The organism is Streptomyces sp. NPDC037013 (assembly GCF_055607265.1).
In genome coordinates, this window is the sequence record NZ_JBVJRV010000004.1 from 759,377 (window position 1) to 780,991 (window position 21,615).

At 73.2% G+C, this 21,615-nt stretch carries 19 protein-coding genes and 1 pseudogene; 9 read left to right on the forward strand and 11 right to left on the reverse strand.

Annotation, left to right across the window (positions count from 1 at the left end):
• Nucleotides 1-430: 430 nt before the first annotated feature.
• Nucleotides 431-967 (forward strand): rhodanese-like domain-containing protein, encoded by a 537-nt coding sequence (locus ACZ7DY_RS17940; RefSeq protein ID WP_471136210.1) that lies wholly within the window; start codon nucleotides 431-433, stop codon nucleotides 965-967.
• A gap of 105 nt (nucleotides 968-1,072) precedes the next feature.
• Here the strand turns inward: ACZ7DY_RS17940 and ACZ7DY_RS17945 are convergent, their stop codons facing one another.
• Both ACZ7DY_RS17945 and ACZ7DY_RS17950 read right to left on the reverse strand, forming a co-directional pair.
• Nucleotides 1,073-2,791, reverse strand: coding sequence for a DUF885 domain-containing protein (locus ACZ7DY_RS17945; protein WP_471136212.1), 1,719 nt, complete (start codon nucleotides 2,789-2,791; stop codon nucleotides 1,073-1,075).
• Nucleotides 2,792-2,823: 32 nt separating this feature from the next.
• The gene (locus tag ACZ7DY_RS17950; RefSeq protein ID WP_471136214.1) at nucleotides 2,824-3,360 is read right to left on the reverse strand and encodes an Lrp/AsnC family transcriptional regulator; all 537 of its coding nucleotides are present in this window, start codon (nucleotides 3,358-3,360) and stop codon (nucleotides 2,824-2,826) included.
• Between the two features lie 60 nt (nucleotides 3,361-3,420).
• Here ACZ7DY_RS17950 and ACZ7DY_RS17955 point away from each other — a divergent pair, with 60 nt between their 5' ends.
• Nucleotides 3,421-4,710, forward strand: coding sequence for a trans-sulfuration enzyme family protein (locus tag ACZ7DY_RS17955; protein WP_471136217.1), 1,290 nt, complete (start codon nucleotides 3,421-3,423; stop codon nucleotides 4,708-4,710).
• On the opposite strand, the gene ACZ7DY_RS17960 is transcribed toward ACZ7DY_RS17955, so the two are convergent.
• Both ACZ7DY_RS17960 and ACZ7DY_RS17965 read right to left on the reverse strand, forming a co-directional pair.
• The gene (locus ACZ7DY_RS17960) at nucleotides 4,634-6,106 is read right to left on the reverse strand and encodes a GNAT family N-acetyltransferase (RefSeq protein WP_471136219.1); all 1,473 of its coding nucleotides are present in this window, start codon (nucleotides 6,104-6,106) and stop codon (nucleotides 4,634-4,636) included. The genes ACZ7DY_RS17955 and ACZ7DY_RS17960 overlap by 77 nt on opposite strands.
• 107 nt (nucleotides 6,107-6,213) lie before the next feature.
• Nucleotides 6,214-7,794 (reverse strand): alkaline phosphatase D family protein, encoded by a 1,581-nt coding sequence (locus ACZ7DY_RS17965; RefSeq protein WP_471136222.1) that lies wholly within the window; start codon nucleotides 7,792-7,794, stop codon nucleotides 6,214-6,216.
• Between the two features lie 323 nt (nucleotides 7,795-8,117).
• On the opposite strand from ACZ7DY_RS17965, the gene ACZ7DY_RS17970 reads away from it, so the two are divergent.
• A complete protein-coding gene (locus ACZ7DY_RS17970) occupies nucleotides 8,118-8,528 on the forward strand; it encodes a VOC family protein (RefSeq protein WP_471136224.1) in 411 nt (136 codons plus the stop codon).
• On the opposite strand, the gene pdxR is transcribed toward ACZ7DY_RS17970, so the two are convergent.
• Complete coding sequence (gene pdxR / locus ACZ7DY_RS17975; protein ID WP_471136226.1) at nucleotides 8,486-9,970, reverse strand: MocR-like pyridoxine biosynthesis transcription factor PdxR; 1,485 nt, start codon at nucleotides 9,968-9,970, stop codon at nucleotides 8,486-8,488. The genes ACZ7DY_RS17970 and pdxR overlap by 43 nt on opposite strands.
• Before the next feature lie 152 nt (nucleotides 9,971-10,122).
• Between pdxR and ACZ7DY_RS17980 the strand changes: the two are divergent.
• A pseudogene (locus ACZ7DY_RS17980) lies at nucleotides 10,123-10,959 on the forward strand (DMT family transporter); the annotation flags it as partial.
• Nucleotides 10,960-10,998: 39 nt separating this feature from the next.
• Here the strand turns inward: ACZ7DY_RS17980 and ACZ7DY_RS17985 are convergent.
• Entirely contained in the window at nucleotides 10,999-11,829 is an 831-nt protein-coding gene (locus ACZ7DY_RS17985) for an alpha/beta fold hydrolase (RefSeq protein ID WP_471136698.1), read from the reverse strand.
• 202 nt (nucleotides 11,830-12,031) lie between these two features.
• On the opposite strand from ACZ7DY_RS17985, the gene sigJ reads away from it, so the two are divergent.
• On the forward strand, nucleotides 12,032-12,922 hold the full coding sequence (gene sigJ / locus ACZ7DY_RS17990) for an RNA polymerase sigma factor SigJ (RefSeq protein ID WP_471136228.1): 891 nt from the start codon (nucleotides 12,032-12,034) through the stop codon (nucleotides 12,920-12,922).
• Nucleotides 12,923-13,228: 306 nt separating this feature from the next.
• Nucleotides 13,229-13,975: a GntR family transcriptional regulator gene (locus ACZ7DY_RS17995; RefSeq protein WP_471136231.1), complete on the forward strand. Its 747-nt coding sequence runs from the start codon at nucleotides 13,229-13,231 to the stop codon at nucleotides 13,973-13,975.
• A gap of 117 nt (nucleotides 13,976-14,092) precedes the next feature.
• On the opposite strand, the gene ACZ7DY_RS18000 is transcribed toward ACZ7DY_RS17995, so the two are convergent.
• The 3 genes from ACZ7DY_RS18000 to ACZ7DY_RS18010 all read right to left on the reverse strand — a co-directional run bounded on the left by ACZ7DY_RS18000 (nucleotide 14,093) and on the right by ACZ7DY_RS18010 (nucleotide 17,239).
• Nucleotides 14,093-15,250 carry an ROK family transcriptional regulator gene (locus ACZ7DY_RS18000; RefSeq protein WP_471136234.1) on the reverse strand — a complete coding sequence of 386 codons (1,158 nt, stop codon included), beginning with the start codon at nucleotides 15,248-15,250 and terminating at the stop codon, nucleotides 14,093-14,095.
• 97 nt (nucleotides 15,251-15,347) lie between these two features.
• Nucleotides 15,348-16,010 (reverse strand): response regulator transcription factor, encoded by a 663-nt coding sequence (locus ACZ7DY_RS18005; RefSeq protein ID WP_471136237.1) that lies wholly within the window; start codon nucleotides 16,008-16,010, stop codon nucleotides 15,348-15,350.
• 14 nt (nucleotides 16,011-16,024) lie between these two features.
• The gene (locus tag ACZ7DY_RS18010; protein WP_471136240.1) at nucleotides 16,025-17,239 is read right to left on the reverse strand and encodes a sensor histidine kinase; all 1,215 of its coding nucleotides are present in this window, start codon (nucleotides 17,237-17,239) and stop codon (nucleotides 16,025-16,027) included.
• A gap of 108 nt (nucleotides 17,240-17,347) precedes the next feature.
• Between ACZ7DY_RS18010 and ACZ7DY_RS18015 the strand changes: the two genes are divergently transcribed.
• The 3 genes from ACZ7DY_RS18015 to ACZ7DY_RS18025 are packed head-to-tail and all read left to right on the forward strand — an operon-like array spanning nucleotide 17,348 to nucleotide 19,519.
• Nucleotides 17,348-18,280, forward strand: a complete 933-nt coding sequence (locus tag ACZ7DY_RS18015) for an ATP-binding cassette domain-containing protein (protein ID WP_471136243.1) — start codon at nucleotides 17,348-17,350, stop codon at nucleotides 18,278-18,280.
• Nucleotides 18,277-19,029 (forward strand): ABC transporter permease, encoded by a 753-nt coding sequence (locus tag ACZ7DY_RS18020; protein ID WP_471136700.1) that lies wholly within the window; start codon nucleotides 18,277-18,279, stop codon nucleotides 19,027-19,029. Before ACZ7DY_RS18015 ends, ACZ7DY_RS18020 begins: the two co-directional genes overlap by 4 nt.
• A gap of 34 nt (nucleotides 19,030-19,063) precedes the next feature.
• Complete coding sequence (locus tag ACZ7DY_RS18025; RefSeq protein WP_471136246.1) at nucleotides 19,064-19,519, forward strand: hypothetical protein; 456 nt, start codon at nucleotides 19,064-19,066, stop codon at nucleotides 19,517-19,519.
• Nucleotides 19,520-19,522: 3 nt separating this feature from the next.
• Here the strand turns inward: ACZ7DY_RS18025 and ACZ7DY_RS18030 are convergent, their stop codons facing one another.
• Nucleotides 19,523-20,575, reverse strand: a complete 1,053-nt coding sequence (locus ACZ7DY_RS18030) for an enoyl-CoA hydratase/isomerase family protein (protein WP_471136248.1) — start codon at nucleotides 20,573-20,575, stop codon at nucleotides 19,523-19,525.
• A gap of 42 nt (nucleotides 20,576-20,617) precedes the next feature.
• Nucleotides 20,618-21,610, reverse strand: a complete 993-nt coding sequence (gene meaB, locus ACZ7DY_RS18035; RefSeq protein ID WP_471136250.1) for a methylmalonyl Co-A mutase-associated GTPase MeaB — start codon at nucleotides 21,608-21,610, stop codon at nucleotides 20,618-20,620.
• Between the last annotated feature and the right edge of the window lie 5 nt (nucleotides 21,611-21,615).

Sequence of the window (21,615 nt, forward strand, 5' to 3'; positions counted from 1 at the left end):
TTCCGTTTTCGCCGCGTCCGGCGGGTGTCGGTACGGCTGACTTGCCTACAGACGGCGATAGTTGGCCTTCGAGTGGCCCGTCGGTCGGGCTCGGCGAGTGTGAGTCTCCGGCCTCGAGGGCTCGTCCCCGTACGTCGGCATGTGGCCGGATCGCAAGGGCTGTTGAGGGCCAGGGCACCCTCCGGTCGATGGTGCGGTCGCCAAGGAGCCTTCCGCGTGTTCTTGCGAATCGATGCATGGAGAAGCGATCCTGGTCCGGACCAGGGCAACCGCCGGTGTCACCAAGTGGCCGTCACGTGGTCCGCTCCCGTGACCCGCCGTGAAGTGCGACGGCCGCGTCCGGACAACACCGGGGATTCGACGGTCCGGTGGCCCTGACGCCGGGGATCATCCCTTCAGGGTTCCGGCCGCCACCCGTAGATTTTTCGCCATGAACAACATCACGGGCACGGACAGCCCGACCACCACCACCAACGACCTGACCGGCACGGACACGCGATCCGCGGACAACCCCGTCCTGCGCGTCCCGCCCGCCTCTCCCGCCGCGGCCGCCGCCTACTTCGGGGCGAGCCTCGCCTTCCACGCCGACGTCTCCGACGTCGCCTCCGCGCTCGCCGACGGTGGCGACCCCGGCTTCGTCGTGATCGACACCCGCTCCACCGCGTCCTGGGACCAGGGACATGTTCCGGGCGCCGTCCACCTGCCGACCGCCCTGATCCCCGAGCAGGCCGGGGCGCTGCTCGACAAGTCCGTGCCGGTCGTCACGTACTGCTGGGGGCCGGGCTGCAACGGTGCGACGCGTGCGGCGCTCGCCTTCGCCCAACTCGGGTACCAGGTGAAGGAGATGCTGGGCGGCTTCGAGTACTGGGCGCGTGAGGGCTTCGAGTTCGAGACCTGGGAGGGCAGGGAGCGGCGCGCCCCGGACGCCCTGACGGCGCCGGTCGACGGGGAGGACTGCGGCTGCTGAGGCCTCGGGAGGCGCAAAAGGAGGGTCGGCGGGCGGAAGCGGAAGTGGAAGCGCGGGGCGGCGGGGAGGCGGCCCGGCTGCCGGCCGCCCCACCGCCCCCGACGGTCACAGCTTCGAGAGCTCGTCCACCAGGTCGTCCAGGCCCAGCGAACCCTGCGAGAGGGCGGCCATGTGCCACGCCTTGGCGTCGAAGGCGTCACCGTGGCGGCGTCGCGCGTTCTCCCGCCCGAGGAGCCAGGCGCGCTCGCCCAGCTTGTAGCCGATCGCCTGGCCGGGGATGGTCAGGTAGCGCGTCAGCTCGCTCGCCACGTAATCCGTGGGGCGGCTGCAGTGCGCGTCGAAGAACTCCTGCGCGAGGTCCGGCGTCCAGCGCTCCCTGGGGTGGAAGGGCGAGTCCGCGGGGATCTCCAGTTCCAGGTGCATGCCGATGTCGACGATGACCCGCAGCGCGCGCATCATCTGCGCGTCCAGGTAACCGAGCCTGCGCTCGGGGTCGGTGAGGAAGCCGAGCTCGTCCATGAGCCGCTCCGCGTACAGCGCCCAGCCCTCGGCGTTGGCGCTGACGATGCCCACGGTCGCCTGGTAGCGCGAGAGGTTTTCCGCGACGTGTGCCCACTGGGCCAGCTGGAGGTGGTGCCCCGGCACGCCCTCGTGGTACCAGGTGGAGACGAGGTCGTAGACCGGGAAGCGGGTCTCGCCCATCGTCGGCAGCCAGGTGCGGCCGGGGCGCGAGAAGTCCTCGGTCGGGGCCGTGTAGTAGGGGGCCGCGGCGCCGCCCGGCGGAGCGATGTGCGACTCCACCTTCCGTACCCGCTCGGCGAGTTCGAAGTGCGTGCCGTCCAGGGCGTCGATGGCCTCGTCCATCAGCTTCTGCAGCCAGTCCCGGACCTCGTCCACCCCCTCGATGTGCGCCCCGTGCTCGTCGAGATGGGCGAGGGCCACCCACGGCGTCGCGGCGCCGGGCAGGATCTTCTCGGCCTCGGCCCGCATCTCCCCGAGCAGCCGGTGGAACTCCGACCAGCCGTACGCGTACGCCTCGTCGAGGTCCAGGTCGGTGCCGTTGCACTCGCGGGACAGGCGCGCGTAACGCTCACGGCCGACGACGTCGGGGGCGCCCTGGATCGCCGGGGCATAGACGTCCCGCATCCAGTCCCGCAGCGCCACCACGGAGGCGGTCGCCCGCGCCGCCGCGGCGTCCAGCTCGGCGCGCAGGGCGTCCGGGCCCCCGGACGCGAAGTCCTCGAACCAGCCGCGCCGCCCGCTGTCCCCGCCGGCCTCGCCCGCCCACTCGGTGAGCTGCTCGATGAAGGTGGCGGTGGGGCGGGGCGGCCCGAACAGCTTGCGCTCCAGGCCGAGTTCCAGCGACGCGCGGTACCCCTCGAAGGCGGCAGGCACGGCCCGCAGGCGCTCGGCGATCGCCGCCCAGTCCTCCGTGGTCTCCATCGGGGTGACGGTGAAGATCTCCCGCACCTGGTGCGGCATCGTGTGCAGATTGCCGACGGCGCGCAGACCTTCGTCGGCCTCGTGCACGGCCAGTTGTGCGGTGAGCCGCTCGCGCAGCAGCCGGCCGCAGCGGCGCTCTATCTCGCTCTCGGCGCCCGGCCTGCGCTCCGCCTCGTCCAGCCGGGCGAGCGTCGTGCGCGCCAGCCGCGCGAGGGCCTCCTGGCCCTCGGGTGAGGTGTCGGGGAGCTTGCTGTTGCTCTCCGCGACGCCCAGATAGGTGCCCGTGATCGGGTCGAGGGCGATGAGCTCGTCGACGTAGGCGTCCGCGACGGCGCGGGGGAGGGGGCCGGTGTTCGATTGGGGGTTCATCGTGGCTGACATGCGGACATCCTCGTACGAGTGACGGGTGCGCGTCACCATGATTCAGTACGGGGTCCCGACGCTTCCTTACGGGCTCCCGGCGGGCCGTCCGGCGCGGCGTCGGGCGGCAGCAGCGGGCCGCACGCCCACTGCTGGAAGATCAACCGGGTCTCCACGCGCGCGACTTCGCGCCGTGCCGTGAACTCGTCGAGCACCAACCGCTGCAGATCCGCCGGACCCGCCACCGCCACGTGCACCAGAAAGTCCTCGGGACCCGTGAGGTGGAACAGGGAGAGCGACTCGGGCAGCGCCCTGACACGCTCCACGAAAGGCCCCACGAGATCCCTGCGGTGCGGCCTGACCTGCACCGAGAGGAGCGCTTCGACACCGCGGCCGAGCTTGGCCGGGTCGAGCCGCAGCTGGTGTCCGAGAATCACTCCCGAACGCCGCAGCCGCGTCACCCGGTCCAGACACGTGGAGGGCGCGACACCGACCTGCGTGGCCAGATCGCGGTAGGTGGTCCGGGCGTCGTTCTGCAGCAGACGCAATATGTGGAGGTCCACCGGGTCCAGTGCGACAGAATCGGCCATCGGCCGAACGTAGCACGGCCTTTCGGCGCTTGTCCCCGGTGGATGTTCAGCCTGGGCGCCATGGAAGCGAACACCGGGACAGCCCCGTACGAGTCCGCCGCCGACACCGCGTCACCGCCGCGCGCCCTGGCCACCGAGGCCGTGCACGCGGGCCGGGACGATCTGGCCGAAATGGGCCTGCACGCCCCGCCGATCGACCTCTCCACCACGTACCCCTCCCGGGACAGCCGGACCGAGGCCGCGCGCATCGACGCCTTCGCCGCGGACGGCGTCGTCGACGACGGGCCGCCGGTCTACGCCCGACTCGGCAATCCGACCGTGGCCCGCTTCGAGACCGCCCTGGCCCGGCTGGAGGGGACCGAGAGCGCCGTCGCGTTCGCGAGCGGCATGGCGGCGCTGACCGCGGTGCTCCTCATGCGCGGCGCCGCCCGCCTGCGCCATGTCGTGGCCGTCAGGCCGCTGTACGGCTGCAGCGATCACCTGCTCACCGCGGGCCTGGTCGGCACCGAGGTGACCTGGGTCGACCCGGACGGCATCGCCGACGCCATCCGTCCCGAGACCGGCCTTGTGATGGTCGAGACGCCCGCCAACCCGACCCTCGCCGAACTGGACCTCGCCGCGGTCGCCCGCGCCTGCGGCACGGTTCCGCTGCTCGCCGACAACACCTTCGCCACACCCGTGCTGCAGCGGCCCGCCGAGAGCGGCGCCCGTCTCGTCCTGCACAGCGCCACGAAGTACCTGGGCGGCCACGGCGACGTGCTCGGCGGCGTCGTCGCCTGCGACGAGGAGTTCGCGCGGGGCCTGCGCCAGGTGCGGTTCGCCACCGGCGGGGTGCTGCATCCGCTCGCCGGCTATCTGCTGCTGCGCGGCCTGGCCACGCTGCCGGTACGGGTACGGGCCGCCTCGGCCACCGCGGCGGAACTGGCGCGCCGCCTGACCGGCGACCCGAGGGTGGCCCGCGTCCACTATCCGCGTCTCGGCGGCGCGATGGTCGCCTTCGAGGTGCACGGCGACCCGCACGAGGTGATCGCCGGCGTACGGCTGATCACCCCAGCGGTGAGCCTCGGCAGCGTCGACTCGCTCATCCAGCACCCGGCCTCCATCAGCCACCGCGTGGTCGACCCCGACGACCGGCGCTCGTCGGGTGTGAGCGACCGCCTGCTCCGCATGTCCTGCGGCCTGGAGGACGTCGAGGACCTGTGGCGCGACCTGGACCGGGCCCTGGGCGCCGTCCCGAAGGCCGCCACCGCCACCGTGCCGGCCCCCGCTGCGGTCAGCGTTCCGCCCGCTGGGGACGGTCGGCCCGCACGTCGGGGCGGCCCGCGTGGTCGTACGGCAGCCGCGAACTGACCGGTGTCGCGTCGAGGCGGGCCGTGATCACCAGCGTGCCCTCCTCGATCTGGTAGTCGAGCGGCAGGCCGAGCCCGCGCATGGCGGCCACCATGCCGGTGTTGGACGCCCGCGTCACCGCGTACACGCTCTCGCAGCCGGCCTCGACCGCCATCGTGACCAGGCGCCCCAGCAGCTGGCTCCCGATGCCGCGGCGCTGCCACTCGTCCTCGACGAGCAGGGCGACCTCGGTCTCGTCGCCGTCCCACAGGAGGTGGCCGATGCCGACGATCCGCCCGGACGCCGTGCGCACCGCGAGCGTGCGGCCGAAGCGCGGGCTGAGCAGGTGGTTGAGGTAGCGGTCGGCGTCGTGCACCGGGCCGTGGTAGCGCATGTCCAGCGTGCGCGACGAGCAGCGCTCGTGCATGGCCTTGGCCGCCTCGATGTCGGCGGTGTCGGCACGCCGCACGGTGATGGCGTTGCCCTCCGGGAGCGTCAGGACGTCCTGGCTGTGCGGGATGCGGGGGCCGAGCCGGGTGTCGAGCTCGACGAGGGCCCGCGCGCGGGCGAATTCCGTGGGCGTGAACGGCAGATAGGGCCGCTCCACGGTGATGACCTCGCCCTCGGGTCCCTTCAGGCGCAGCACCGTCCCTTCGAGTACGCCGTCGACGGTCGCACCTTCGGCGGCGCTCTCGTCCCGGCGGGATCCGGTCCGCGGGGCGGCGGGCAGGGAGCGGATGGTGCAGCGGCCCAGCAAATGGCGCAGGGCGAGGGGGAGTTCCGCCGCGTCGAGCGCGGTGCGGGTGGCCAGGCCGAGGATGCGGGTGGGGGCGTCCACCAGGTCGTGGGCGTCCGCGCGCTCGATCCAGGTGCCGGTGCCGCCCGCCCCCGCGATCGACCGGGTGATCTCGGCGCCGGTCAGCTCGGTGGGCGCGCGCAGCAGGAACTCGTCGACGGTGCCCTCCGCCAGTGGGTGCGCCTGCAGGCTGAGGATGTCGACGCGGTGTCCGGCGAGCGCAGCGCACAGGGTGGCCAGCGATCCCGGCTCGTCCCGCACGGTCGTACGCATCCGCCACAGCGCCGTCGCGTCCGCCTCCCGACCGGCGGGCCCCTGTGCCGTGACGGCGGACGCGCCGGGCCCGGCCTGCTCCGCGTCCGCGGGCGGCCGGGCGCCGGTATCGGGCGCCGGCGGCGGGGCGTGGCCGTGGCGCCGTGCCCACCAGGTGTGGAAGCCGACCGTGGCGAGGAGCACCACGGCCGACACCACCAGCAGGCCGGGGCCGTCCGGGCCGTGCCCCACCAGGTTCGCCACGGCGTCGGCCACCGCGACGGCGGTGAACAGGGCCGCCAGCTCCACCACATCGCGCCGCCAGTGGTGAACGGGCCGGCCGTGCTTGGTCCGTGTCACATCAGACATGTCAGCTCTCATACGGACACTCTGCTGGACCGGTGTTGCGTGACCGCGAACGCCCTGTGACTGATGGGTAAAGAGGCCATCCGGCCCCTTGAGGCCCATGTGGCGTGCTACTGCCCCACCCGGCCAGGCCGCAGCACCTGCTTGAACAGGACGGTGCCGCCCTCCTGGCGCAGCCGTACCGTCAACTCGCCGCTGCCGCCGTCGATGTCGACCTCGCCGAAGTACTGCGGGGTCTCGGCCGGCGAGGTGTTGGCCCGGCTCGGCGCCTTGATGAACTTCTGCTCGGGGCCGAACGTCCCGTCGAGCTTCGTCGCGGGAAAGCCGCCGGCGGCCAGTGGCCCGGAGACGAACTCCCAGAACGGCGCGAAGTCCTTGAACCCCGCGCGCGCGGGGTCGTAGTGCTGGGCCGACGTGTAGTGCACGTCGGTGGTCAGCCACAGCGTGCCGGTGATCTTCTGGTGCTTGATGTGCCGCAGCAGCTCGGCGATCTGCAGCTCGCGGCCGAGCGGGGCGCCGGGGTCTCCCTGGGACACGGCCTCGAAGTTCGCCCTGCCGTCCGGTACGACGATGCCCAGCGGCATGTCGGATGCGATGACCTTCCACACGGCCCGGGAGCGGGACAGCTCGCGCTTGAGCCAGGCGAGCTGCCGCGCGCCGAGGATGCCGGTGGCGTCGTCGGGCTGTCTGTTGGGCGAGTTGGCGTTGCGATAGGTGCGCATGTCGAGGACGAACACGTCCAGGAGCGGACCGTGCCGCATCACCCGGTACACCCGCCCGTCCTCGTCGCCCGGCGGCAGCGTGGAGACGGGGAAGTACTCGCTGAACGCCCGCAGCGAACGGGCAGCGAGGACGTCGACGTTCTTCTCCGTGTACCGCTGGTCGTCCAGGATCTGCCCCGGGTACCAGTTGTTGTGCACCTCGTGGTCGTCCCACTGGACGATGGAGGGCACCTGCGCGTTGAACCGCCGCAGGTTCTCGTCGAGCAGGTTGTAGCGGAACGCGCCGCGGAACTCCGCGAGGGACTCGGCGACCTTGGACTTCTCCTCCGTGGTGACGTTGCGCCACACGGTCCCGTCGGGCAGCGTGACACTGGGCAGGATGGGGCCGTCGGCGTAGATGTTGTCGCCGCTGCACAGGAAGAAGTCCGGGTCGCGCCTGCGCATCTCCTCGAAGATGCGGTAGCCGCCGCGGTCCGGGTTGATGCCCCAGCCCTGCCCCGCGATGTCCCCCGACCACAGGAAGCGTACGTCCTCCTTGCGGCCCTTCGGCGTCGTACGGAACGTGCCCTCGACCGGCTTGCCCGTCCGGCGCGGATCGTCGGGGTCGGCGAGGACCACCCGGTAGTGGATCTGCTCGCCGGCGGGCAGGCCGTGCAGCCGTGTCCGGCCCGTGAAGTCCGTGCCCGGGCCGAGCAACGGGCCGCGCCACCGCCGGGGATTGCGGAACGCCTCGGTCGCCGACGTCTCCACGATCATCCGGGCCGGCCGGTCCGAACGGACCCAGATGAGCCCCGCGTGCGCGCTGACGTCCCCGGCCTGCACGCCCCACGCGGCCTTCGGCCGTCCCGAGAGGGCGAGCGAAGGAGCCGCCCCGGCCAGGGCGGGCACGGCGAGCGCCGCCGGTACGGCGAGCGAACCGCGCAGCACGCTGCGGCGGCGGGGGGACGGGCTCGGCTGACGTTGCGACATGAATGCGCCTCCAGTTGACGGGTGCGACCAGTGTGCGGGTGACGGGTTCCCGGCCGGTACCGGGCCCCAGCGACCGCACGAACCCCAAGTGAACAACTGACCGCGGGCGCGGGGGAACCGCCGCGCGGGCACCGTCTCCACCGGTCCGGGCCCCGATCCGGACCCGGACCCCGATTCGGTCCTTGAGGCGGGCCCTAGGCCCGCAGTCGTACGTCACCGGGGCGGACGTCCGGGGACATATGGCCGATGTCCGCAAGATCCCCGGCTGCCTACGCTCGGGACACCGCACGCCACCGGGTGTGCCACGTCGAAGGAGGAGCCCCGTGCCGCTCACCGGCCAGAGTCACATCCGCGTCGCCCGCCCGTCCCGCGATCTGGCGGCGGCCGAGCGGTTCTGGGTCGGCGGACTCGGGCTGAGCGTCGTCTACCGCGTCGAGGGCGGTGGCGTGCCCGGGAAGCACGACCTGCTGATGGTGGGATGGCCCGACGCGTCCTGGCACCTCGAACTCGTCCACGAGGCCTACGCCCCCGTCGAACCGCGCGCCACCGAAGAGGACCTCCTCGTCGTCTACCTCGACGGAGAGGTCCCCGAGGAGCTGGTGGCGCGGCTGGAGCGGCACGGCGGGAAGCGCGTCCTGTCCCCCAACCCGTACTGGAACGAGTGGGGTGTCACCGTCGAGGACCCCGACGGCTACCGGCTGGTGCTCTGCACGCGCGCGTGGTCCAACTCCTGAACCGCCCGCGCCAGCAGACGCACCCCCTCGGTGATCCGGGCCGGTGCCAGGTGCGCGTAACCGAGGACGAGACGCACCCCGTCACCGGCCGCGCCACCGGCCGTCGCCTCCGGATGACGTGACGCGTGGTAGTCGCTCAAAGGCCGGAGCGCGATGCCGGCCGCCGCGGCCCGGGCCAGGAACGCGTCCTGCGGCCCCCACCGCCCCGGCAGCCGCGCGATGACGTGGAGACCGGCCGCGATACCACTGACCCGCACGCCCGGGAAGTGCTCGTCCAGGGCGGCCACCAGGACGTCCCTGCGTTCCCGGTAGGCCCGCTGGCAGCGGCGCAGGTGCCGGTCGTAGTCGCCCCGTTCGACGAAGTGCGCCAGGAGCTCCTGGTCGAGGGCAGGATTGCCCAGATCCATGACGCGCTTGCGTTCGACGACCTCCTCGGCCAGCCCGTCCGGCACCAGCAGCCAGCCCAGGCGCAGCCCCGGGGCGAGCGACTTGCTGACCGAGCCGGTGTACGCCACGTGTTCGGGGTCGAGCCCCTGCAACGCGCCCACCGGGGCGCGGTCGTAACGGAAGTCCCCGTCATAGTCGTCCTCCACGAGCAGTCCGTCGACGGAGCGTGCCCAGTCGAGGAGTTCGGCGCGGCGCGGCGCGGAGTAGGCGATGCCCGAGGGGAACTGGTGCGCGGGCGTCGTCACGACCGCCCGCACGCCCCGCTCCCGGAGCGCCGCGGGCGTCACGCCCTGGCCGTCCATCGGTACGGGCACCGGGGCGACCCCCGACGCGGCGAGCAGCGTCGCGTGCTCGGGGCTGCCGGGGTCCTCCACGCCGACCGCGGTGTGCCCGCGCGCGCGGAGCGCCAGGGCCAGCAACGTCATCGCCTGGGCCACTCCGGAGCAGACGATCACGCGTTCCGGCTCCGCGACCACGCCCCGGCGCCGTGCCAGCAGGTCGGCGAGGACCGTCCGCAGCCCCGGCAGCCCGCGCGGATCCGGGTAACCCAGCATGTGGTGCGGCAGCCGGGCGAGCACCTGGCGGTGGGCGGCGGCCCATGCGGCGCGCGGGAACATCGACAGGTCCGGCACCCCGGGCAGGAAGTCCACGCGCGCGTGGCCGTCGCGCGGCGCCCGATCGCGCACGGCGGGGACCGCGGCCCGCGCCGCGTCGCCCACCCAGGTCCCCGAGCCGCGGTCGCTGCGCAGATACCCCTCCGCCGTCAACTGCTCGTACGTCTCCGTGATCAGACCGCGCGAGACGCCCAGGTCGGCGGCGAGTTCGCGGCTGGAGGGCAGGCGGGTGCCCGCCGTGAGCCGCCCCGACCTGACGGCCTCGCGCAGCGCGGAGCGGAGGCTGCGGCCGCGGCTGCGCGCGGGAGCGGCGGCGGCCGGCAGGAGCAGCTCCCAGGCGGCGCTCCACCGCGCGGGGTCCTCGGGACTCTGTGCCGGCAACGCGACGCACCTCCTGGGTCGGCGGGCCACCGGGGACCGTCGGGGCCACCGCCCGTCGGGGCGGCCCCTCGCGCGGATACGGGAAGTGGTCCCCGAACAGGCCGTGGAAGTGGACCTTAATGGGGGCCGCCCGGCTTCCTAGCGTCGGGGGCATGAACACGTACTCCACGCGCGGGGCGCTCCTCGCGGGCCTCGCCTGTCTCCTCGTCGGCGGCTCCTTCACCGCGAACAGCGTGCTGGGCGACTACCCCTACACCGGAGGGCAGTTCGTCCGGTACGGCCTGGCCTGTCTGATCCTCCTGCCCTGGCTCGGCAAGGGCGGCACCGCGCCGCTGCGCAGCTTGACGCTCTCCCAGTGGGGGCGCCTCGCGCTGCTCGCGGCGGTGGGCATGGTCGGCTTCAACATGGCGATCCTCGCCGCGGAACGCTCGGCGGAACCCGCCGTACCGGGGGTCTTCGTAGGATGCGCCCCCATCGTCGTGGCCCTCCTGGTGCCGCTCTCGGAAGGGCAGACCCCGCAGAGAGTGGTCCTGTACGGCGCGTTCCTCGTCGCGGCGGGGGCGTTCGTGGTGCAGGGGTGGGGCCGCACGGATGCCCAGGGCCTCTTCTTCTCGGCCGGCGCGCTCGGCGGCGAGGTCGGCTTCGCGGTGCTCGCCGTACCGGTGCTGCGTCCCCTCGGGCCCCGGCTGCTCGCGGCGACCGTGTGTGCCGTGGCCGCCGCCGAGTCGGCTCTCCTGGGGATGCTGACCGACGGCGGCGGCTTCGTGCGGTGGCCCGACCGCACCGAAGGCGCCGCCCTGTTGTGGCAGGCGGTGATCGTCACCGTCGTCGGCTTCGTCCTCTGGTACATCGGGCTCCAGCGCATCGGCGCCGAACGCGCCACGCTCTTCTCCGGCCTCATCCCCGTCGCGGCGGCCTGCACCGCCCCCCTGGTCGGGACGGGCTCCTACGGAACGCCCCAGGCCGTCGGCAGCGCGCTGGTCGGTGCCGGGGTGGCGCTGGGGTCCGGTGTCCTCGGCGGGCGCCGGTCAGCGGCAGGTGTCGAGGATGACGCGGGCGACGAGCGCCGGATCGTCGTTCATCGGGACGTGGCCGCAGCCGGGCAGCCGGACCAGCCGGGCACCCGGGATGGCGTGCTTGGCGCGGATCCCCTGGCGGCGCAGGAGCAGGCGGTCGCGGGTGCCCCAGGCGATGGTGACCGGCAGGTCGGGCACGTCGTCCTGGAAGAGGACGTCGCGCCCGGCCGCCAGCGTGGCGTCGAACCCCGTGGCCTCGCGCAGCGCGAGCGTCTCGGCGACGACGGCCCGCGGTGAACGGCGCCACGGGCGGGCGTAGATGGTGCTCGTCAGGGCCGTGCGCCCGGCCGCACTGCGGGAGAGCCGCTCGATCGCCGGGACCGGCAGCAGGCGGGCGCCCTGCCGCATCGCGAGGAGCGTGGCGAAGGCGTACCGGCGCTCCGCGGGTGACCAGAAGCCACCGGGGGAGAGGGCCGTGACGGAGCGGACCAGCTTCTCGCGGCCCAGTTCGAGTGCGAGCAGCCCGCCGAGGGAGTTGCCCGCCACATGCGGGCGCTCCACCTCCAGCGCGTCGCAGAGCGCGGCGAGCGCCGGGACGACCGTGGAGAGGTCGTGCTGCAAGCCGTCCGGCAGCGCCGGCGACCTGCCGAAGCCGGGCAGGTCCACAGCTATCACGTCGTGCTCGGCGGCCAGGATCTCCAGTACCGGGTCCCAGGCCTGCCGGTGGTGGCCGATGCCGTGCAGCAGCAGCAACGGCTCGCCCGCCCCCATCCGTTCGTACGAGATCGTCACGGTGCGCGGGCCGCCGGGCGACGCGACGCCGAAGGACACCTCTGCGGCCATGATGCTCCTGTCCCTGCCGCCGTACGACGGCTGCTCAGCTGCGTTAGACACGTTGTCAGCAACAATTACCGCTCAGTAGCCGCCAGTTCAAGAGGGCAGCGGGCAGTCCTTCCCCGGAAGGGGCCTCGGACGTCGGCAGGTGTGCCGCGCGCCGCACCCGTCGCGCCTGGACACGGGCTGCCGCGTGGGCTGGGATGGGAGGGTGGCTACCGACAGCATGACCGACGTCTTCGAAGAGCACCGTTCAGTCCTGATGGGCGTCGCCTACCGCATGCTCGGCCGCGTGGTCGACGCCGAGGACGTCGTCCAGGAGGCCTGGCTGCGCTGGTCGGCGACCGACGGGGACCAAGTGCGCGAACCCCGCGCCTACTTGGTCCGCGTCACCACCCGGCTCGCCATCGACCGCCTGCGCCACCTGCAGTCGCGCCGAGAGGCGTACGTGGGGCCATGGCTCCCCGAGCCCTGCGTCACCGAGTTCGGGCCGACCGTCCCCGACACCGCGGAGCGGGCCGTGCTCGCCGACTCCGTCTCCCTGGCGGTCCTGGTGGTCCTGGAGTCCCTCTCGCCCCTGGAGCGCGCGGTGTTCGTGCTCCGCGAGGCCTTCGGGTTCCCGTTCTCCGAGATCGCGCTCACGCTCGACCGCACCGAGGCCGCGGTGCGCCAGCTCGCCGGGCGCGCCCGCAAACACGTCGACGCGGGCCGGCCCCGCTACAAGGTCGACCCCGCCGAGCGCCGCGACCTGACCGAGCGGTTCCTGGCCGCGGCGGCCGAAGGGGACCTCGACGGACTGATGTCCCTCCTCGCGCCCGACGTCCGGCTGGTCGGCGACAGCGGCGGCAAGGCCAAGGCGCCGCTGCGCGTCCTGGAGAGCGCCGACAAGGTGGGCCGCTTCGTGCACAGCGCCTTCGGGAAGGCGTTCCGGACCGTCGGCGACCTGGAGCTCCGCCTCGTCGAACTGAACGGCGCCCAGTCCGTGTACGTCCTCGTCGACGGCAAGCCCGACAGCGTCCTCCAGCTCGACGTGGCCGACGGCCGCATCCAGAGCGTCTACATCATCCGAAACCCGGACAAGCTCGCGGCGCTCGCCCGGTAAGTTCCGGCCTCATATCGCGCGCCGCGGCGCGCCCGTGTGACACGGAGCCCCCGTCCGGCAGGGCGGGGGCTCCGGCGTGCGATCCGTGTCGGCCGTTCACGCGCGCGTGGCCTATTACGCACGCTTGGCCCCATGCGAACTCCGCATGAATGCTCTGTGGCATCGTCCCTGTGCGGGCTGTAACGGATCGAGGATTGGTCTTGACCAAGGTCAGGTACGGCCCTATGGTCGCAGAGATAGTGCAGGAACCTTTAATAAACAAGGGCGCTAAAACGCCGCCGGTCAACGGCGATTGCGGAGGACAGGGTGGGGACCACGCAGCTCGAAACGGCGCCGGAGCCGAAGTACTGGCATCTGAAGACCGTGCTCAGTGAGGCGCTCGACTCCGAATTCGCGGTGGGGGAGATCCTGCCGAACGAGCGCGATCTCGCCGCCCGCTTCGGTGTCGCCCGTGCCACGCTCCGGCAGGCCCTGGAACAACTGGAACTCGAAGGCAGGCTCCAGCGCCGCCGCGGAGTGGGCACGACCGTCGCCCCGCCCCGGATGGGCGTGGCCGTCGGATCGGCGCACGGCTCGTGGCCGGGCGAGGTCGGCGACGCCTGGCAGCCCGCGGACTGCGCTCCCGCGGTGCCGCCGGCGGACGTGGCCCGCATGCTGGAGACCGCCGCGGACGAACAGGTGCACGTGGTGCGCCGCACCCGCGTCTCGCACGGCCAGCCCGTCGCCGCCGAGCTGCTCTACGTCCCCGTGTCATCGGTGGCCGAGCTGACCGGCATGGACGCGCCCTCCGGGGCGGCACGCGCGCGCGTGGTCCTGCGCGAGCTGGCCCGGCACGGCCTCGAGGGCCAGGACCGCGCCGTCGAGCTGGGCTCCGCCCGCGCCGACGACGCCAGGGCCCTCGACCGGCTCCCCGGCGCCCCCGTCCTGGTCGTGACGACCCGGTTCTTCGCCGAGGGACGCACGGCCGCCGTCTCCGTGGCCACCTACCGCGCCGACACCTGCCGGCTCACCTTCGGCGACTCCGGAGGCGTGGAGATCCACCACGACTCCTAGAACCTGACGCGGCCGCGCCCCACCGCGCGCGCCGCGCCACGCATCCGTACGCGCCCGGCACACCACGTGCCGGGCGCGCCGCGTTCACCGGACGGCCCCGGAAGCTCGGGGCGCCGTTCACCGCCGCGCGGTGACGGTCCCCTCGACGGCGAACAGCTGCTCCTCGACATGGTCGAGCGCCAGCCGCAGCGCCCCGGTCGCCACCGCCGCCTCACCGAGCACCGACAGAGCGACCCGCGGCGGACGCAGACAGTAGCGGGCCAGCTCCCGGTGGAGCGGCTCAAGGACGCCGTCCAGACCCGCGGCCCAGCCGCCCACCACGACCAGCTCGGGATCGAGGGCCAGGACCAGCGCGGCCACGTCGTGCACGAGCCGCTGGATGAAGCGCTCCACCGCCGCCCGCGCCCGCTCGTCACCCTCGCGGGCGTGGGCGAAGACCTCGGCGACGGCCTGCTCGTCCAGGGGATGCAGCGGCTGGTCGGTGGTGGAGAGCAGCGTCTCCGGAGTGACCTCACGGCCCAGCAGATGCAGCGCCCCGATCTCACCGGCCGCGCCGCCGTAGCCCCGGTGCAGCCGCCCGCCGATCAGCGATCCGGCCCCCGGGCTCAGCCCGGCGAGCACGAACACCACGTCGTCGACGCCCGCCGCCGCGCCCTTCCAGTGCTCGGCCACCGCCGCGGCGTTGGCGTCGTTCTCCACCAGCACGGGGCACTTGAAGGACCGTCGCAGCCGCTCGCCCAGCTGGAGACCGGTCCACTCGGGCAGCGCCGTGCTGAGCCGCACCGTGCCGTCCGCCTCCAGTATCCCGGGGCTGCCCACCCCGACGGCGCGCAGGGAACTGCGGGCGATCCCGGCGCGCCGCAGCAGATCGGCGACGACCGTACGCATGCGCTCCAGCCGGTCGTCCGCAGAGGCCTCCTCGCTGACGCCCTTCGACGCGGTGCCGAGGATCTTGCCGTCCAGGTCCGAGAGGACGGCGGCCACCCGGTGCGGGCCGATCTCGAGGCCGAGCAGATGGCCCGCCTCCGCACGGAAGCGGAACTTGCGCGCGGGACGTCCCTGGCGGCGGGTGCCGCTGTCCTCGGCCGCGGACTCCACCACGAGCCCGGCCTCGATGAGGCCCTCGACGACCCCCTCGACGGTGGGCCGGGAGAGCCCGGTCACGCGGGTGATCTCCGTGAGCGTCGCCAAGTCCGCGGCGCGCAGTGCGTGCAGCACCACCGCGGAGTTGATACGCCGCAACAGAGAGGGGTCCCCGCCGGTCAGCTGCCCCAACGTACGTCCTCCCAGCTCGTGCGCGTGATGGCCGGATCGTACTCGCCGCACGGGGCGGCGGCGAGGGCCGGGCCCGCATTTCCCCTGCGTACGGCCGTCATCCCGGTGAGACGAAGCCGGACTCGTACGCGACGATGACCGCCTGTGTGCGGTCGCGTGCCCCCAGCTTCGCCAGCACGGCGCTGACGTGCGACTTGACGGTCTCCGTGCCGACCACCAGCCGGGCCGCGATCTCCGCGTTCGAAAGACCGGTTGCCACGAGCCGCAGCACCTCCGCCTCACGCTCGGTCAGCGCCGCCCGGTCCAGCGCGGCCCGCGCCTCGGCGTTGCCCCGCTCCCTGCCGTGCTCACCCGCCAGTTGCCGCACCGCCGCGGGAAAGAGGAGAGACTCCCCGGCGGCGACGAGCCGGACGGCGTGCACGATCTCCGCGGGTCTGGCCCGCTTCAGCAGGAACCCGTCGGCGCCGGCACGCAGCGCCTCGTACACGTACTCGTCGTTCTCGAAGGTCGTCACCACCAGGATCTTCGGCGGGTCCTGGACCGTGCGCAGCACCGCCCGGGTGGCCTCGATGCCGTCGAGCAGCGGCATGCGGACATCCATGGCGACCACGTCGGGACGCAGCTCGCGGACGAGGGGGATCACCGCGGCGCCGTCCGCGGCCTCGCCGACCACGCGGATGTCGGGCTGTGCCTCAAGGACGGCGCGCAGACCCGCGCGTACGAGGGGCTCGTCGTCGACGAGGAGCACTGTGACCGGCATCCGGCCAGCGTAGATCACCCGAGGGGAAGCTCGACGTGCACCTGCCACTCGCCGTCGAGGGGCCCCGTCGTGGCCCGCCCGCCGAGCAGCGTGGCCCGCTCCCTGATGCCCCGCAGACCGCTGCCGCCGCGCTCCGTCGAACCGGTCGCGCCCGGCAGCGTGTTGCGCACCTCCATCACCAGGCGCGCGTCGTCGACGGCGATGCGCAGCCGCACCGGCACCGGCCCGGAGTGCCGCAACACGTTCGTCAGGGACTCCTGGAGCATGCGGTAGCCCTCGCGCGAGACCGGACCCGGCAGCCGTTCCACCGGGCCGGTGATCTCCACGGCCACCTCGGCCCCCGAAGCGCGCGCCGAGTCCAGGAGCCGCTCCGCGTCGGTGAGCGTGGGCCGGCCTGCCACGGGCGGCCCGTCCTCGCGCAGCACCCGCAGGACGCGCTCGAGGTCCTCCAGGGCGGTCCGGCCCGTCTCCTCCACGGCCTCCAGGGCACGGTCGGTGAACTCCGGATCGGCCGCGGCCCTCGCGGCCCCGGCCTGGACCACGGCGACGGTCAGCGCGTGACCTATGGAGTCGTGCAACTCGCGTGCGATGCGGTTGCGTTCGAGGAGCCGCTCGGTGCGCTCCTCCAGGGCGGCGAGGCGTTCGGCGGGGGAGGGGCCGAGGAGGTGGCGGGCCGCCCATGTGATGAACCGGCCCGACGCCACGACCGCCGTGAGCTCCGCGAGGACGAGGGCCAGGCAGAGCGGGAGGCCGGCCCAGCCGTGGAGCGGCACCGGCAGGAGCAGCCCGTCGCTCCGCGGGGGCTCATCGGTCGCGCCCAAGGACACGAAGACGGCCCCGATGAGCTGCCCGGTGACCAGGACCAGGGCGCAGCCCGCTTCCAGCCGGAGCACGAGCCAGGCCGCGGTCCTCGCCCGGTCGCGCCACGACGCGGACGGGGCCACCGAGATGCCCGGGTCCTCCTCCTCGCGCGCCACGCGCGCGTGCGGGCCGGGGAACAGCATCATCCGTGCCTGGAGCCCCTCGGCCCGCCGCACGGCCGGCACCATGGCGGCGAGGACGAGCAGCGGGACGGGATCGGCCAGCACGAGCAGCCAGTCGGTCGTCGTGGGACTGCTGAGCCCCGGGTAGATCGCGGCGCAGATCCAGGCGACGGCCGACCCGATGAGCAGATGCAGCCATCGCGTATAGGTCACCGCACGCGTCAGGGGTCTCAGGAGGCCGGGCATGGCGCCATCGTGCCAGGCCCGCACGGCCGTTCGGCTCCCCCGCACGGGGGAGACGATCTCCCCGCGCGGGGGAGGCACCCGGACCGCGCGGAGACCAGGCTGATGCCCATGACCAGCATCGACGTCCAAGAGCTCACCAAGGAGTACGGCACCACCCGCGCCGTGGACGCCCTCACCTTCAGCGTCCGCCCGGGCCAGGTCACCGGATTCCTCGGCCCCAACGGCGCGGGCAAGTCCACGACCATGCGCCTCGTGCTCGGCCTCGACCGCCCCACCTCGGGGACGGCCACGCTCGGCGGCCGGTCCTACGCCGCGCTGGAGAAACCGCTGCGCCATGTCGGCGCCCTCCTCGACGCCCAGGCCGCACACGGTTCGCGCACCGCCCGCAACCATCTCCTCGCCCTCGCCGCCGCCAACCGGCTCCCGGCCCACCGCGTGGAGGAGGTCCTCGACGAAGCCGGACTGGCCTCCGTCGCGGGCAAGCGGATCAAGACGTTCTCGCTGGGCATGCGGCAGCGCCTGGGCATCGCGGCGGCACTCCTCGGCGACCCGGAGGTGGTGATGCTGGACGAACCGTCCAACGGCCTCGATCCCGAAGGCATCATCTGGATCCGTGAGTTGCTGCGGCGGCTGGCCCGCGAGGGCCGGACCGTCCTCGTCTCCAGCCACCTCATGAACGAGACCGCCACCTTCGCCGAGCACCTCGTGGTCCTCGGCCGCGGCAGGCTCCTCGCCGACACCCCCATGCGCCGATTCATCGCCGACCACAGCCACACCCGGGCCCGCGTGCGCACGACCGACCCGTACCGGCTCCGAGCCCTTCTGACGGGGCGGGGCTACGTCCTCGGTGAGGCGGTGGACGGACGGTGGACGGTGGACGGGGCCAGGGCCGAGGAGATCGGCGCCATCGCCGCGGGCGCCGGCATCCCGGTCCTCGAACTCGCCGACGAACAGGCCTCTCTGGAGCAGGCCTACCTCGCCCTGACGGCCGACGAGACCCAGTTCGCGGCCGCCGTTTCCCCGTCCCGCCAGGAGGTCTGACCGTGTCGAACTCCGCCCTGCTGCCCGTCGCCCGGTCCGAGTGGATCAAAATCAGGTCGCTGCGGTCGAGCCTCGTCTCACTGATCGTCGTCTTCGTGGCGACCGTCGCCATCACCACGCTGGTCTTCGCCACGGTCGGCAGGGCCGAGGCGGACGAGGCCGGCGCCGAGCCGCTCTTCGACGCCTTCTACGCCCTCAACTTCGGCCAGATCGCCGCCATCAGCTTCGGCACGACCGCGGTCTCGTCCGAGTACACGAGCGGCGCCCTGCGGATCTCCCTCGCCGCAGTCCCGCGCCGGGGCCTCTTCTACGCCGCCAAGACGGGGGTCGTCGCCGTACTGGCCCTGCTCGTCGGAGTCGCCACCAGCTTCGGCACGTTCCTCATCGGCCAGGCCTTCCTCGGCGAGCATGCCATCGGTCTCGGACATCCCGGAGCCGTGCGGGCCTGCGTCGGCGGCGGCATCTACCTCGCGCTGATGGCCCTTCTCGCGGCGGGGCTGACCGCGGTGCTGCGCAGCGGGGTCGCGGTGCTGAGCATCCTCATCCCGTTCACCCTGATCGTGTCGTTCGTGGTCGGCGATCTGTCGGACGGCGTCGCGGGGTTCCTGCCGGACCAGGCGGGCCGGCAGGTGCTGCACGAGGACCCGACGGGCATCCTCGGCCCGTGGGCCGGGCTCGGGGTGACGGCGGCCTGGGCGGCGGCCGCGCTGCTCGCCGGCTGGTGGGCGGTGCGGTACCGGGACGCATGACGCATTGTCAGTGGGGCCCGCTTTACTGGATCTCATGAGCACCGCACAGCATCTCGCCGCCATCGACCTGCTGCGCTCCCGGCAGTTCCCCGCGGAGCACGGCAGGTCGGAGTGGGGCAGCGAGGGACCCGGGTACCACATCGCCGAGTTACTGACGAGCGACACCTTCTGGGACGACGAGGCCGGCCTCCGGGAGCTGACCGAGGAGCAGTACGAGGCCGAGCGCGACGGCCTGAGCGTGCTCCTCGCCGACCGCCTCGGCCCGCCGCAGGTGTTCGGCCTCGCGAGCCTCTTCGAGCGCACCCTGGCGGCGGAAGACGGCGACACGGCCGAGGAGATACCGGAGCCGTGGGCGCAGTTGAGCGCGATCGTGCCCGATCTGCATCTGTGGCGGGCGGACGGCCGCTGGATAGCCCTGGGCGTCGCCCAGTGGGACAAGGAACTGCCCTTCCAGCTCCTCGCCGTCGTCACGGAGATCGACCCGCCGTGAGGCTCAGCCGAAGCGCAGGGCCTGTCCGTCGACCGGCTCGAAGAAGCGGGCCACATCGGCTTCGGTCACCCGCTCCGGCTCCGCGGGCGACCAGCGCGGCCTGCGGTCCTTGTCGACCACCTGGGCGCGGATGCCCTCGGCCAGGTCGGGCGAGGAGAGCGCGGCACAGGACACCCGGTACTCCTGTTCAAGGACCGCCTCCAGGGTGGGCAGTTCCCGGGCCCGGCGCAGCGCCGCGAGCGTGACCTTCAGCGACGTCGGGGACTTCGCGAGGATCGTCTCGGCGGCCTCCTTCGCATGCCGGTCCCCGGACGCGTGCAGACGCTCGACGATCTCCTCGACGGAGTCCGCGGCATAACAGGAGTCGATCCACGGGCGATGCGCCGCCAGCTCCCCTTCGGGGGCGGGCAGCGCGAACTCCCGCACGACGTCGGCGGCGTCGGCGCCCGCGAGGGCCGCCGTGAGCTCCGGCAGCCGCTCGGACGGTACGTAATGGTCGGCGAGCCCGCACAGCAGCGCGTCGCCCGCGCCCACCGCCGACCCCGTCAGCGCGAGATGCGTGCCGAGCTCGCCGGGGGCGCGGGTGAGCAGATAGGTGCCGCCCACGTCGGGCACGAAGCCGATGCCGGTCTCCGGCATCGCGACCCGGCAGCGTTCGGTGACCACCCGCACGCTGCCGTGCGCCGACACACCGACCCCGCCGCCCATCACGATGCCGTCCATGACCGCGACGTACGGCTTCGGGAAGCGGGCGATGCGCGCGTTGAGCCGGTACTCGTCGTACCAGAAGGCGGCCGACGCCTCCGGGCGCCCCGCGCGGACGTCGTCGTGGATGGAGCGGATGTCGCCGCCCGCGCACAGCCCGCGCTCCCCGGCGCCGGTCAGGACGACCGTGGAGACCGCCCCGTCGTGCTCCCACGCTTCGAGGGCGTCCGCCATGATCCGGACCATCGCGTGGTTCAGGGCGTTGATGGCCCGGGGCCGGTTCAGGACGATGTGCCCGGCGATGCCTTCGCGGCGCAGCAGGACGGGGGAGTCGGCGGGGGTGGTGTTCATGGTGGGGGTGGCTCCGTTCACGTGAGGCGCGGCCAGGACGCGTCAGGGGCGGTGGCCCTGGAACGCGTCGAGGATCTGCTCGGCGGCCGAGGTGGCCGTCAACGTACCCTCCCGGACGCGCTGCTCCAGCTCAGGGGTGACACCGCGCACCGCGGGGTCGTCGCGGAGCCGCCCGAGCAGCTCGTCGCGCACCATCGACCAGGTCCAGTCGATCTGCTGGTCCCGGCGCTTGGCGGCGAGCCGCCCGGTCGAGTCGAGCAACGTGCGGTGCTGATCGAGCCGTTCCCAGAGCGTGTCCAGACCGCTCGACTCCCGGGCGCTGCAGGTCAGCACCGGAGGCGTCCACGAGGCGTCGGCCGGGTGCATCAGGCGCAGCGCGCCCGCCAGTTCACGCGCCGCCGAGCGCGCGTCCCGTTCGTGCGGCCCGTCCGCCTTGTTCACGGCGATCACGTCGGCCAGTTCCAGGACGCCCTTCTTGATGCCCTGCAACTGGTCGCCGGTGCGGGCGAGGGTCAGCAGCAGGAACGTGTCGACCATGTTCGCCACGGCCGTCTCCGACTGCCCGACCCCCACGGTCTCCACCAGCACGACGTCGTACCCCGCGGCCTCCATCACCACGATGGACTCCCGGGTCGCCTTGGCCACCCCACCGAGCGTCCCCGCGGACGGCGAGGGCCTGACGAAGGCGGCGGGATCCAGCGAGAGCCGCTCCATCCGGGTCTTGTCGCCCAGGATGGAACCGCCCGTACGCGTCGAGGAGGGGTCGACGGCGAGCACCGCCACCCGGTGCCCGAGCGAGGTGAGCATCGTGCCGAGCGCGTCGATGAACGTGGACTTGCCGACGCCCGGCACCCCGCTGATGCCGACCCGCCGCGCCCGCCCGCTGTGCGGGAGCAGCTGAGTCAGCAGCTCCTGCGCCAGCGCCCGGTGCTGGGGCCGGGTCGACTCGACGAGGGTGATGGCCCGCGCGATGTACGCGCGTTTCCCGTCGAGCACGCCCTTCACATACGTGTCGATGTCGATCGTCACAGCCATGGGTC